The organism is Olsenella profusa DSM 13989 (genome assembly GCF_030811115.1).
GTDB lineage: Bacteria > Actinomycetota > Coriobacteriia > Coriobacteriales > Atopobiaceae > Olsenella_F > Olsenella_F profusa.
The window spans coordinates 1-13767 of the sequence record NZ_JAUSQK010000001.1 but is presented as its reverse complement, the minus strand read 5'-3'; the positions used below and the strand labels follow the sequence as shown (position 1 = coordinate 13767).

8 protein-coding genes are annotated in these 13767 nt (G+C 55.3%); 5 read left to right on the top strand and 3 right to left on the bottom strand.

All coding sequences use genetic code 11. The features are described 5' to 3' along the window. Positions 1 to 329: 329 nt before the first annotated feature. Both J2S71_RS00035 and J2S71_RS00030 read left to right on the top strand, forming a co-directional pair. Entirely contained in the window at positions 330 to 626 is a 297-nt protein-coding gene (locus J2S71_RS00035; RefSeq protein ID WP_307387940.1) for a type II toxin-antitoxin system RelE/ParE family toxin, read from the top strand. Continuing rightward, positions 623 to 925 carry an addiction module antidote protein gene (locus J2S71_RS00030; RefSeq protein ID WP_307387939.1) on the top strand — a complete coding sequence of 101 codons (303 nt, stop codon included), beginning with the start codon at positions 623 to 625 and terminating at the stop codon, positions 923 to 925. Before J2S71_RS00035 ends, J2S71_RS00030 begins: the two co-directional genes overlap by 4 nt. 218 nt (positions 926 to 1143) lie before the next feature. Here J2S71_RS00030 and J2S71_RS00025 read toward each other — a convergent pair whose 3' ends face one another. Further along, positions 1144 to 2313 (bottom strand): ATP-binding protein, encoded by a 1170-nt coding sequence (locus J2S71_RS00025; protein ID WP_307387937.1) that lies wholly within the window; start codon positions 2311 to 2313, stop codon positions 1144 to 1146. Between the two features lie 631 nt (positions 2314 to 2944). Here J2S71_RS00025 and J2S71_RS00020 point away from each other — a divergent pair. From J2S71_RS00020 to drmB, 3 genes are read left to right on the top strand one after another with little or no spacing between them, the layout of a single operon-like run. Next, positions 2945 to 5680: a DISARM anti-phage system protein DrmE domain-containing protein gene (locus J2S71_RS00020; RefSeq protein WP_307387935.1), complete on the top strand. Its 2736-nt coding sequence runs from the start codon at positions 2945 to 2947 to the stop codon at positions 5678 to 5680. 13 nt (positions 5681 to 5693) lie between these two features. Beyond that, positions 5694 to 9008, top strand: coding sequence for a helicase-related protein (locus J2S71_RS00015; RefSeq protein WP_307387934.1), 3315 nt, complete (start codon positions 5694 to 5696; stop codon positions 9006 to 9008). Positions 9009 to 9063: 55 nt separating this feature from the next. Further along, positions 9064 to 10857: a DrmB family protein gene (drmB, locus tag J2S71_RS00010; RefSeq protein WP_307387932.1), complete on the top strand. Its 1794-nt coding sequence runs from the start codon at positions 9064 to 9066 to the stop codon at positions 10855 to 10857. Here the strand turns inward: drmB and J2S71_RS00005 are convergent. Both J2S71_RS00005 and J2S71_RS12180 read right to left on the bottom strand, forming a co-directional pair. Then, a complete protein-coding gene (locus J2S71_RS00005; RefSeq protein WP_307387930.1) occupies positions 10854 to 12416 on the bottom strand; it encodes a DNA cytosine methyltransferase in 1563 nt (520 codons plus the stop codon). The two genes, drmB and J2S71_RS00005, sit on opposite strands and share 4 nt — an antisense overlap. Positions 12417 to 12562: 146 nt before the next feature. Beyond that, entirely contained in the window at positions 12563 to 12961 is a 399-nt protein-coding gene (locus J2S71_RS12180; RefSeq protein WP_370873187.1) for an integrase core domain-containing protein, read from the bottom strand. Between the last annotated feature and the right edge of the window lie 806 nt (positions 12962 to 13767).

Sequence of the window (13767 nt, the reverse complement as noted above, 5' to 3'; positions counted from 1 at the left end):
TGGGGTTCGAGCTACCCTCTCTGTGAGAGTTAAGAGGATGTGGGATGAGAGCCAGTAGACTTAGCCCCTAGCCTTGAAGTGCCGTCTAGATGGCGCCAAGGCAATTCAAAGCCTCTGGGCCTTCTGCGCCCGCACCGATATTTCTGACGCAATCACCTTGAAGAGGCGCTTGAGTCCGGCGTCACCTCCGAACCGGAAATCGAGAAGTAGGGTAGCCGACCATGGGAACGCAGGATCGCCGTCGTGAATGGTAGCCGTCTCGTCAAGGTCGCTACGGCAGCAGGTGACCTGCTCTTGACTAGACGTATATTGTAATATACACTTCGCACATGATTGAGGTACGTCGTACAAGCGAGTTTGCAAGGTGGCTCAAGCGTCTGAGGGACTCTAACGCCAGAGCTCGAATCAGCTTGCGCATCAGGAGGATTTCTCTCACTGGGAATCTCGGCGATTACAAACCCGTTGGAGACGGCGTCTGCGAGTTCCGGATTGATTACGGGCCAGGGTACAGGCCGTACTTCGCGTGGCGTGGGAGGGAAATCGTCTTGTTGCTCATTGGGGGTGACAAGCCCTCCCAGCAACGGGATATAAGGAAAGCACAGGAGCTCAGCGAGCAGTACGAATGAGAGAGGGCGGCAAGATGAAAAGTGCGACGACATACGATGCGGTCGCGTTCCTCGAAACGGACGAGGACATCGTCGCTTACCTCAACGCGGCGCTAGATGACGGCGATCCCGCGCTCGTGTCCGCCGCGCTCGGCGATATAGCCCGGGCACGCGGCATGACCCAGCTTGCCAAGGATGCGGGCATTACCCGAGACGGCCTCTACAAGGCCCTTTCGCCAACGGGCAACCCATCCTTCGGCACGGTTCAGAAGGTCGTGAAAGCCCTCGGCTACAAGCTGGGCGTGGCACTGCCCGCCTAGGCCCCAACTCGCGAGACGCCAACCTTACCTGGCATGGGCTGGGGTAATACCTCTGGCCTCGGACGCATACGAACTAGCGGATGAGCTTCAGGACGTCGGCCAAGCTGCCGAGTACCTGCGCATATCGCGAATGTCACTCTACAGGCTCGTCGAAGCCAAAGTCTAGTGGTGTGGGATAAAAGGCTCGGCACATTTCGCCGCGCATGAGGCACAGGTGTCTAAATCACCCAGACGGGAACTGCCTGCACGTCCTTGGTCACGTAGTATGGTTCGGGCGTCTGGCAGATCACGTGTCCGAAGCCGACCTCGTAGCCAGACATCCCCTCGAGGCAGCGGAAGTTTCTCACGGCGTCGCCCCCTACCGTGGCGGACGTCTTCACCTCGACGGGATGCAGCACATGTCCCTCTTGGATAACAAGGTCAATCTCCCGCTTCCTCGAATCGCGGTAGAACCAGACGTCGCGCATGTTGCCGCCGGCGTTCATGTAGCTCTTGAGCACCTCCGAGACGACGAAGTCCTCGAAGACGTGTCCCGCCATCGCACCGACACGCAGCTGCTCCGGCGTCGTCCACCTCGTGAGGTGGCAGACAAGTCCGGTGTCCATGAAGTAGAGCTTGGGGGTCTTCGTCAGGCTCTTGCCGATGTTCGACCAGAACGGCTCCACTATGCGGACGATGTTCGAGGCTTGGAGGACGGAGAGCCATAACTGCGCCGTCTTGTAGCTGACGCCCGCTGCGTTGCCTATGTCCGTAGCGTTGAGGAGCTGTCCCGATCTCGCGGCGCACGCGACCATAAAGCTGTAGAACCTCGCCTCGTCCTTGACGTTGATGAGGTCGCGCACGTCCCGTTCGAGGTAGGCGGACACGTAGCCGGAGTAGAACGAGTCCCAGTCGACCGAGCTGTCCTGCAACTCCGGCATCGATCCCCTGTGGATGATCTCCCAGATGCTCTTATCCAGAGGCTTGTCGAGCGGCTTGGCAGGAGAGGGGATATAGGGATGTGGTTTGTCTGCGTGACCTACGAGCTCCCGCAGATTAAGTGCCGGCATCTCGAGGATGCGGATCCTTCCTGCCAGCGACTCGCTTACGCCCTTCATGAGCTGGTAGGTCTGCGAGCCGGTGAGTATGATGCGCCCCTTCTCGTCAGACTGGTCGACCACCCACTTGACCGGGGAGAAGAGCTCAGGTACGCGTTGGACCTCGTCTATGATGAGCGGCAGGCGCCTGGTCTCGAAGAAGAGCATTGCGTCCTGCCTGGCAAGCAGGTAGTCCTGAGGGTTCTCCATGGAGACGTAGTCGAAGGAGTTGCCCAGGTGCTTCTTGAGGACGGTTGTTTTGCCGACCTGGCGCGCCCCTGTCACAAGGACTACCTTGCCTTGTTTCAGCATCCTATCGATTGTGGCTTCGACTTCTCGTTTGATGTACATGAGCATGGCCTCCCGTCTCTGGAGGCTATTCTCCCACGGGATGACAATGTATTCAAATATAGAAGCCAGACTTCTAAATATTGCTACTCCCCATCGATAGTCGCATAGCCTGCTTTCATGTAGTCAGTTGCCATGGTGTCCTGTGTGCGGTACCCATCGGCTAGCTGAACTCGAGGAAGCCGCCCGTGGGCGAGGACTCCCTGTATTTCCGCCATTCGCGAACGATGCGCTCCATGGTTGAGATCTCGAGTCTGTGCATCCGCGCTCTGCCACCAGACGGTCGAACAGGGTCCGGCGGCTCACTTTTCGTCACCACTCCCTTTCCTAAAGACTCAAGCTATCAAACACACTAAACTGCCACGAACAAGAAAGACCTCCATCACTCCCGCCAGCGATGGAACGGAGGATCCTAGCCTGTCTCAATGACCTCCTAGGGCGCGCGTAGCCCCGTGACACGCCCGCCAAGGCGGAACGCCTAGAACGGAGGCGTTGGCGGGGGGATGGGTAAAAGGTCTTCTTTCTCATCCGATGACTCCCTGTAACCTTCCCGTATCCCAGACGTTCGTTTCTGCTTCTTTGGTAGAATCTTCGAATGAAGATTGCATATGGCTGGCAGGTGAATCTCCTCTCATCTCCTAAATGGTCAGCTGTTGGCTGTCGTGTTCCACCGAATGGAGGTGCCGTGTACATGGGTCGGGAAATGTCATTCGACGCGTTTCTTGATTCTGTTAATCGGACCTCAAACCCTCTAGATAGTCCCTCGCTTGCTTTCCCTGATTTGGGTGATGTTCAATTCACAACTCTCACAAAGGCTAATTTGACCCTGCTACGTAGAGCTCGAAGCTCAGGATACCCAGGTCTCATAGTTAGCTGTCCAGATTTCGAGCGAGAGGCCATCGCAACAGCTTTTCTTGCCGCTATGCTGCATATCGAGTTTGATGCTGGCGTACCTGGCTTACATGAAGCTGAAGTTGGCGAGAAGGTCGCCGTCGGTGGTTGCGTGGTCAGAATCACTGAGGTCAGTGATGAGAGGGTGATGTACTCCTCTCTTGATCAGGCGGCAGGAATTGATAAGAAATATGGGACATTCCCTCTTGTGCATCTTGCTTCTCCTGATGCTGAGCTATCCCAGACAAAGAGCACCAAGAAGCTCAAGCGCCCCTCTTTGTTGAGCGAGGCCTCACGGTACAAGGCCCTTCCTGCTCCGGTACGGCGTATCTTAGACTGCTGTGGGAAGCAGGTGCCTTCTGTTGGGTATGTCACTTCTCCCTCACAGTATGCAAATGAGGCTCCTACGCGCCTGCTCAATGGGCGCATCCTTTTTGATGACGCATCCTATGGCCTTTCCGAGGTTTTGCCCATTACCTACCTTTCTCCCAAGGGCGTTAGGAGGGATGGTTTCAATTGGCCTTTTGAATGCCCCCCGTCTGTCCTTGTGGGCCCTCGCATTGACGGCGTCGGCAGCGCTTCTGAAATCGTCAATTTGGCAGATGATGGTCTTCCCATCGACTTCGTTTCTTTGAACATCTCGAGTCCCGACCTGATGGACACATCCCTTCTGTCAGACATCTTCGATTTGAAGGACCGGGGGATTGGCGTCATCGCTTTTTGTGATCGGTGGACATTAGCTCGATTACAACCACTTATAGATAGTGGTTTTCTGCCCTTCGACTGGGATGACTGTGGCTTTCTGGCCAAGATGCAGGGACTCACCCTGTCCTCCATTCAAACTAGGATGATTACCAGGCAGCATGAGAAGGTGCTCCCGGTTTCCGATGGGGATAGCGGCCTCTCACGCGCAAAGCGGATTCTTTACGATGATTTCAGGCTTTCTGAGATTGACGACGACGGGGTTCTCCTCGCCGTTCAAGACCTCTTTAGCGTGCTTGGCTCCGCTATCAGGATGACCGAGGCCCCTGACAAGGAATACAGCAGCCGGCAAAGAGACATTGTTGATAGCTTTCTAGACACTATCAGGTCATCAAGGATACTGAGCCTGCAGGATTTTGATGAGGTACGCACTGCATGCGACATCCTTTGGAAGTTCTTCGAGCCTGATCAGCCTGCTCCTAAAGAACATAAAATCTACGATCTCATCACCGGCTACATAGATAGTAAGTCACCCGTGGTCTTGGTTGTCGACAGGAACAGAACTGAGGCTGCCTATAAGTACTGGTGTGGAGAGCTGGCCTACAACGGATACGGCATTGGGCTATTCGCTGTTATGACGACACGCGATTTCCTCGGAAGCAACTCGCTCACCGACAACGAGAACGTCATCTTCAGCGGCTGGTATGACAAGGGGACGATGGACCGCTGTCTCCATTCCGGAATAGCCACGAACATGATTTTCGTGCTCTATGGGCATGATGGTGGCGACTTGGAGCTTGGATGGTGGCTCAAGGCAAACGAACAGTGGCACAGGGAGTCGGACAAGTGCGCGCTCGCGACCGATAAGACGCTCATAAAGTTGGGAATAGAGCCTCTAAAAAGACCCAAGAAATCTAGGGCCATTGCGACAAGACGATGCAGCGATGCCCCTGATAATGCTGATGATGAGCCCCCCGCCTCGATTGTAACTACAATAGAGAGGCGCAGGATACAAAGCGAACTTGCCCGCGAGGGAGAGAGATTCGTGCCTGCTGTGCCTGTCATGTTTCACGACGGCACGCATGTGTGGCTCAAGTCCGACCCCAACCAAGCTCGGAGCGGGCGTCTCCTCGTAATTACCGATTGCCTTACAGGCCAAGACGACGAGCCCGACCAAAAACCTGCTTCCGCCCTTTTACCAGGTGATGTCGTCCTGCGTACTCACTCCGACAAGGGATTTATACGCAGGGCCTCGGAAAGCACCACCGAGGGATACGATGACGCCATGGCTTTGGCGCAAAGTTGGAAGGAGCCGATTCGCCACGCGAGGCTACACGGGTATTCCGATGCCGAGATCGTTGACAGGATCTACTCCCGTGTAGTCAAGACTCGCACTAAGGCCGGCGTTCGCGGGTGGGTAAAGGGTAACCGCATTGCCCCTCAGACCAAAGCCGATATCGAGGCGATATACTCGTCCCTTGGCTATCCGCTGGCAGATGGCGAGCTGGATAAAATCGCGGGCGCCGTGCGCAAGATTCGGAACAAACATCGTTCCATTGGACGAATGGCCAAGAAGGGCATGGTTGCCGATTTCCTTAAAGATGTCGAGCGGTACGGCCTCGACAATGCCGTCGATGGTTTCGATGAAAGACACGAGGCCGGCGATGTCGAGCTTTTGAGGGTGGCTGTGGTTGGTGAGCGAAGGAATGTGGCGATCGACCGTGTCGACGTTCTGTGATGAGGTGTCCAATTTGGATGACAACACTGATGGCAATTGCCTTGACGAAGAGCTGAGACGACGCCTGTACAAGTCGGTCTACGAAGAATTTGTCGGGCCTATCGACCCCGACTCCGGGGAGACCCTGGATGAGTTCTCCTCGCCGTCGCTGCGGTATCATGCTGGCGTCCTCTATCCAAGAGGGACCCAGATTGATATGGCTCAAGGCAAGGACGCTGTGTCTTCTGATGGGGAGAACCCTGGTGAACTTGCTGCAGGGACAAGTGCAGGTAACCCTGATTCTCCACTACCCATCGGTTCGGACGTGCCAGACGGTTCCGACGTTTCCGAAGAGGCGTCAGACGAAGATTACGAAGAGCCGGTATCGCTCTCTAATGCCCGCGCCCAGTCTGCAATGAGCATGACCTTGGGCATCCGCAATGAGGATGAGATTTCCGTTAGCATCAGATGCGCGAGGTATGTTCGGCAGAAGGTAGAAGAGAAAAGCTGCTACAAACGCATCCCTCTCCGGTTTGACCTTCTTGCCGAGGATCTAGAGCTCCCCACAGGCGAGGGGGATGATATCAGGCGCGGATACAAGCTGGATGGCGGGGCCCTTGAGCTCTGGGTCGTGTTCAGGCAGCGGATTCCCGAAGGGCTTGTCCTCACCGTCGCCCTGTGCAATATGAATGCAGCCCCGTCTGGCCAACACGAAGATTCTTCAGCTTGCTATTACCAAGCTGGATTCAAGGTGAGTTCGAAGCTGGGGCTCATCCCGCCTGCATGGAGTCAGCTTGATGAATCGACCTCCGATGAGGAAGCCAGCAAAAGCCTTATCTACCGCAATGTTCGCAACTATGCCATAGGTCATGGGTGTGCTACCAGCTGGGATCAGGGCTTGCCGGTTAAGTGGGCACAGACCCAGGTCATGCCTGTATCTGATACGCATTCCATGAAGCCGCTACATCCACTGATGGATGGGATTGTCCTATCAATCGAGAGCTTTGGCAGGGCGGACTGTTGGGGCGAGACCTTAAATGCCATGAACACCCTATGCGATAAGTACTCGCTTTGGATTTCCCAGACCCGCAAAAGGGCCTTGAAGCTCCCCAGACAATATGAAAGCGCCGCACGACGAAACCTAGACGAGTGTGACCTTTGTCTTGCCCGCATAAAGGACGGCATCAGCCTTTTGGACAGCAATATCGTTGCCCGGCAGGCATTCGTGATGGCTAACGAAGCCATGTACGACCAGTTTCTGCACTACGGCGTAGTCTCCGGGGAGAGGAAGTACTTAGACGAACCTATCGGGTACACAAGAAGTTGGAGACCCTTTCAGCTTGCGTTTATCCTCATGAACATCAGGTCTGTTATCGACGAGACCAGTGATGACAGAGGTGTCGTCGACCTCATCTGGTTCCCAACGGGAGGCGGCAAGACGGAGGCCTATCTAGGACTCACCGCATTCGTCCTCATTTGGGAGCGCCTTTCCCACGTGGAGAGCGAAGGGGTCACCGTTTTCATGAGGTACACGCTGCGGTTGCTGACCTCGCAGCAGTTCGATCGTGCCTCGTCTCTCATCTGCGCTCTCGAATCCATGCGGCGTCGCATGCCCGATTTGCTTGGGCACCGCGAGTTCCGTATCGGCCTTTGGGTGGGAGGGGAAGCAAGCCCAAATACCCGAGACCAAGCTGAGCGGCTGAGGCGCGCGTACGTTAATCGGAACGAGGGCAGAAACCCCTTCCCCGTCCGAAAATGCCCATGGTGCGGAAGCAGCCTAGAAGAGAACAAAAGGGTGTCATATAGGCGCGATCGAAGCACAAAGAAGCTGTTCTTCGTGTGTCCGAACGAGAACTGCGAGTTTTCCAAGGGCGATGGGCTGCCCCTAGACGTAGTCGACGACGAGGTATATGCCAACCCGCCATCACTTCTCGTGGGGACCATTGACAAATTCGCCATGCTTCCTTACAGGCAAGAAGCCCTTCCACTGTTTGGCATCACCAAGGAAGGAAGGCGGCGTCCACCCAAACTTATCATCCAAGACGAGCTGCATTTGATATCTGGCCCCCTCGGTTCAATGGCTGGTCATTACGAGACGCTCATATCGTCTCTCTGTGAAAGAGATGAGGGCGGGAGGAAGGTTCTCCCAAAGATTGTCGCATCAACGGCGACCGTCAGTCGGGCCAAAGGGCAGTGCAATCAGCTATACGCATGTGGAGAAGAAAACGTCTTTCAGTTCCCTCCTTCCGGTATTGACTACGATGACTCGTTCTTCTCAGTTGAGGACAAAGAGTCGAGGGGCCGGCGCTATGTAGGAGTGTTTGTACCGACACTTAACGCCGCTTCGACCAACATACGCCTCTATGCCGCCCTCCTTTGGGAACCAGCCACATGGAAAGACGTGCCGGATGACTGGAAGGACCCCTATTGGACGACCATTGGATACTACGGCACCACAAGAGAGCTTGGTCAAGCCGTTACCTGGATGGGCGGGGACATTCCGGAACGTCTTTGGGAGCATAGGAAGCGCGCCGAACGCGCTGGTGACGACACCGTTCGCTACATCAACGTTGCAGAGGAGCTTACTAGCCGTAAAGACGCCGATGAGGTCCGGAAGGGACTTGACAGCCTCTCAATCTCCTATCCTTCCCGAAACGCGGTCGACCTCTGCTTTGCCACGAACATGATTTCTGTGGGCCTAGATGTTGGACGGCTGGGGTTGATGGTCGTCGAGGGACAGCCGAAGACAACCGCTGAGTACATCCAGGCCACTAGCCGCGTTGGACGTGGCAGCAGGGCCAAGGGCATCGTATTCGTCGTATACAGCACCACAAAACCGAGGGATCGTTCGCATTACGAGAACTTTGCCATGTATCACCAGAGCTTCTATCAGAACGTGGAGCCATCAAGCGTCACCTCTTTCTGTAGGCAAGTGCGCGACCGGGCTCTGTTTGGCACGCTTGTGGGGATTTATCGTTCTGTAGATGGCGACGACTCGGAAGCCTTTCGGTACCCCGAAAAGGAGCCTTTCGATTTTGCTGCCGAAACGATTCTCAATCGCGTGGAAAAGGTCGATCCGCACGAGCTGCAAGGTACTAAAGAAGACCTCGATGAGATACACGAGGGCTGGGATGCCAGCGACTACGACCGTTGGTTTGAGTTAAAACCTGAGAACTTTGGCCCACCGACACCCCTCATGCACCCAACGGGTGCAGAGAGCTCCGATGCATGGGGTGGTGGTACCTTCGAGGTACCGACATCCATGCGGAGTGTTGACGCCCAGTGCAGGGTAAGGATTCTTGGCACGTATGTCGGCTATGGCGAGAACGAGGGGAATAAACATGCCTAGGGGAAACGCTCGCAACGCGCGAAGAGAAGCCAAGGGCAAGGGTTATTCCCTTCGCATGGGACAGCTCTTCGGACCCTACAGCGTTGGTGCGATTTACCCCTGCGACGCCAACACGACTGTGATGATTGCCGGTCTCGATGCTTATGACGAGCAGATTGCCAAGGGGAGACTGGAAGAGGTTCGTGATTCCAGGCTCAAGCAGTATATCGGGGTCAACAAGCTCTATTCCCCTCCCATGGGTGATGGCCCCAACAACGGCTTCGTTCCCACTCTTAGGTTTCCGAATTGGCTTTATTGCCCTCGTTGTGGGCAGATAAAATATGTAGGCTCGACCAATTGCAGCACGTCGCTTCGCTGCGAATCCTGCAGCAAAAAGTATCACCATGATGTCAAGTTGGTTCCTGAGCGTTTCGTTATCGTATGCCCACACGGTCACATAGACAGCTTCCCGGTCATGAAATGGGTTCATGGCGGGACCGATATAGATCCGAAAGACGACCCCGGCCATACCGTCTACAGGCACACCAAGGGCGGAAGCACGACCATGGGCGACATCGAATATCGTTGCACCTGCGGCGCCCATCGTTCCCTCAGCGGAGCGAATACCCCTGAGGGGTTGAACAAGATTGGCTACCGCTGTACCGGGAGACAACCTTGGCTTGATCGAGTCTCAAGTCAGCCATGCCCCGCTGACAACAAGGATCTCAGGGTTGTCATCATGGGTGCTACGAACGTATGCTACCCGGATGTCGTTAGCTCCGTACTAATCCCAGATGCGTTAGACGAGCATGTCAAATCAGTTGTCGATGAACAGTTTTCAGACATGCTTGAGATGGACAGGATGGGGCTCCTTGACAAGGCCATCAACATGCTAGCTACAGCAAACGGCATCAGGCCAGATGCGCTTCGTCTCGCCTATCACCAGAGAAAGAGTGCTGGGAATACGGAGCAGTCCGAGGTAGAGTACCTTCACGATGAGTTTCTGACGCTGCGGGACCCGCATATATCCAAGAGGGGTGAGTTCATAGGCCGGACGATCAACGTCTCAGATTACTCCCTTCCGCTTATGCGCAAGTTCATCTCGAAGGTAACTCTTGTGGAGACCCTTACCGTGACGCGCGCGCTAGTTGGGTTCACAAGGCTCAACCCCGAGTACAACGACTCCAAGACCATGGACGAGAGGAGAAGGGCACTTTCTCGGAAGATGCTCGATTGGACACTTGCCAATCAGACGATTGGTGAGGGGATCTTCATTGACCTCGATGGGACATGCCTGAAAGAGTGGGCGAAGCGGCCTGAAGTTGCTGCCCGAGTAAGAACTATGCAGGGGAATCTCAACGAGTCTAGAACTAAGCGCAACCTTGCTCCGAAAGGGCTAAACCCGAATTACGTGCTTATCCATACCCTCTCACACTTGCTCCTTCTTGGTATCAGCGAGGTGTGCGGTTACACTGCTGCCTCTCTGCGCGAGAGAATTTACTGTCAGGATTTCCTAGATGATGACGGCGACGAGGATTTCGAAGGTATGCACGGCCTTCTTATCTATACCGCGTCATCTTCAGGAGACGGTTCTCTAGGTGGTCTTGTCCGTTCAGGAGAGCCTGGTCGCTTTGAGGTCATCGTTTTTAATGCCCTGCAAAAGGCCACTTGGTGCTCTGATGATCCGGTTTGCATAGAGTCCCCTGGACAGGGTCTTGACTCATGCAACTTGGCTGCCTGTTATAACTGCGCTCTTCTCCCGGAGACAGCATGCGAGAATGGTAACAAGTTCTTGGACAGAAGCCTCGTAGTAGGGACATTGGATGAGCCCCTAGCTGGACTCTTCCGAGAGGAACTGCAGGTCGACTAGTGATCGTCGCCTTCTGAAGACTGAGCAGAGATGTGTTTTAAATAGTCCTTCGCTTCAATACCAAGCGCTGAGGCAACCACCGATGCAATTTGCTGAGCGAGGAGCGGCGGTACGGCATTCCCTACCTGCGTGTACTGTGAGGTGCGATTGCCCTCGAACAGATAGTCGTCGGGGAACGTTTGCAACCTAGCAGCCTCCCTCACAGTGAGGCTGCGGCATTGGGTAGGGTCGGGGTGGATGTAGTAGTGTCCGTCTTTGGCGATATGCGAGGTTATTGTCGTCGAGGGGCTGTCTTCCGCCTGAACGCGGAATCTGTCGTTGAATTCGTATTCGCCGCCCTCTTTGACCTCCGGGATATTGTCAGTGACGTTCTTGTGGTTGGGGAGTAACTCGTCGGGAAAATCCTCCAATCGAGCCGAGGTTCTATGAACTTCTGCATAGGCCGAACAGAACAGGTAGCGATCAAGATCCTTTGCCAAGTGGGACCTAGCCTCGTGATTGGCTAATAACTTGCTGTGCCTGAAGCGCAGCCTATACCACTCGTCATAAGGGCCCTTCTCGTTCGTCACCTTCGTCTTCTTCGAAACCTTGGTTGGGTGGCTTGAAATCACCCTCTGCATGATAGGTGCCAGCTCTTTGCAATCCTCAGAAGACGCAATCCTTTTCGCAGCTTCGTCCAGGTATCTAGCCCAGTTCATTTCACGCCAGCCCTTGTTGCGCTCTGAGAAGTTACTCCTAACTTTCGGGATACCGCAAAGAGTCATTCCGAGAGTTACGGGATGCTGTGGCATGAGCGTTGAGGTCGCTCGGTCTGACCCTTGCTTCACTCCGAGAAGTATCACCCTGTGGCGCATTTGGGGAACGCCGAACCTCTCCGCTTCTACGACGTAGTCTTTTGGCTTCCCCGGTTTTTGTTTCACGAGTGAGTGTATCTCGTATCCTGCATCATGCATATCTTGATAAATATGATCGAAAACCCCAGAGCCCTTGTGCTTTGCCGAGAGCAGCCCCTTGACGTTCTCCATGACAAAAATATCGGGCTTTAGGCCATTGATAAACGATAGGTAGCACTTGTAGAGGGTTTGCTTCACATCTTTGTCAAACTCTGTATCGTGTTTGCGCCTAGACCGACCCACCAGTGAGTAGGCCTGACAGGGTGGTCCGCCTATGAGAATCAGAGGCTTGTTCCCATTTGCTGCCCGCCACTCTTCTAGCCTTTTCTTACCCTCGTTTATAAGTTTGTCATCGCCCTCTACGAGCGTCGCGCAAACTGCTTCTTTTTTTGCAGCCTCCCATGCCTCGGATCTGTATGCCATGAGGTCGCTCCACGCTTTATCGTCGTGGTCTCTCATATAGCGTAGGTACACATTCGGTACCGTGCCATCATCGCGAAGAATCTTGCGGACATAAGAGCGCAGCCGAAGCGTCTCATGTGCAGAGGGATCTCGTTCGACCGACATGATGATCTGGAAAATCGGCTTGCCGTTCTCATCGGTAAGCGATGAAAAACCCTCGCCAAGCCCTCCTGGACCCGCGAATAAGTCGATTACCGGTATCACCCACGTTCCTCCCTCGTAACATCGTTTTGCACACCCAGGCTACCAGGACGTGAAATGTTCGTCTAGGGGGCCGAAATCAAAAGTGTAGGCTTATCGGCCTTTCCACGTAGATGCCATCCGGGCCTCCGGACGATTTTTTGGACACATCAGGCCGCATATCCTAGGAACAGTCGATACTCTTCTGGGCTTTTCCATCCCAGAGATTTCTTTCTTCGTTGGGTATTGTAGTGGCCAACATAGCCATTGGGCATTCGGCCGAAGTCTTCGGATGCCATCCCATCCCAAGGCCTGTGGTAAAAGAGCTCGTTTTTGAGGCGTCCGAAGAAGCCCTCGCACGCCGCATTGTCCGGCGAGCATGCCCTCTTCGACACAGATCGAGCGATTCCGTACCCGCTGCATATTCCAATCCACCCAGGCCACCTGCAACGACACCCGCAATCACTGTGAGGGACGGGGTGATTGTCGCCCTTCAGCCTGCGGACCGCCTCGACGAGGGTGGGATCGGCAGGCTCTGCGTTCGGGCTTCTCGACAGTTCGTGGGACACCGCCTTCCCATCGAAGCAGCCCGCAATAACGGACAGGTAGCATTCGAAGCTCGGGAGGGCGAACTGGGCTATGTCGGTAGGCCACGGCCGGTTCGGGGCATCCGCATGAGAGCTGCGCGCGACCTTGCCGCCGGGATGCGCGCCGATCTCGCCTTTGCAGGAGCCGCATCTGCGCCTTCTCTTGTCATAGATCGCAACGAGACCCTCCGCGCATGATGCGACGCACAACCTTCTCGGAAATGCGTCTTGGCCCGCCTCCGTCGTCGCCGCACCTGAGTGTCATCCATATGCGCTCCGAGCCGAAAGCCCTCCTGCTTCCCCCGAAGACCGACCGGATTCGCCGGCGGTCGCGCGCATGTCGGTCGGGTGCGCGGGAGGCTGCCTTAGCATAGCAATGGGGGCTGCGTGAGATGCCGAGCCTCCCGCACGGCGCAGAGACCGGAAATCTATTCCTTGAAGCGCCGATCACCGCCGTCTTCTCCCGACTGCTCATCTCCGACGGGTCGACGCTCGGGTCCTTTTTTAGTGTCTCGATGGTTTGAGAGGGGATTGCGTCGCCGGGTTCCGGCCCGGCACATCTTTCCTTAGGTCCTTCCACGTCATCGGGCAGGCCCGGGGGATCTACCTCGGGAACTTCGATCCGTTCTCTCGTGTTCATGAAAGCCCGTGCTCTCTTCGGACGCGATTCGTTGCGAATACTATGAACAGCCGTTACGGATACCCCATATCCCCTGGCGACTGCAGACACGGCGGCCCCACCTCCGGGAAGCTTTGCGATGGATCGCCTTTGGACGGTGCCCAGATGC

Excerpts from the sequence above, each read along its gene's own strand:
- J2S71_RS00035 (WP_307387940.1), top strand. The coding sequence starts at position 330 with ATGATTGAGGTACGTCGTACAAGCGAGTTTGCAAGGTGGCTCAAGCGT.
- J2S71_RS00030 (WP_307387939.1), top strand. The coding sequence starts at position 623 with ATGAGAGAGGGCGGCAAGATGAAAAGTGCGACGACATACGATGCGGTC.
- J2S71_RS00025 (WP_307387937.1), bottom strand. The coding sequence starts at position 2,313 with ATGCTGAAACAAGGCAAGGTAGTCCTTGTGACAGGGGCGCGCCAGGTC.
- J2S71_RS00020 (WP_307387935.1), top strand. The coding sequence starts at position 2,945 with ATGAAGATTGCATATGGCTGGCAGGTGAATCTCCTCTCATCTCCTAAA.
- drmB (WP_307387932.1), top strand. The coding sequence starts at position 9,064 with ATGGGACAGCTCTTCGGACCCTACAGCGTTGGTGCGATTTACCCCTGC.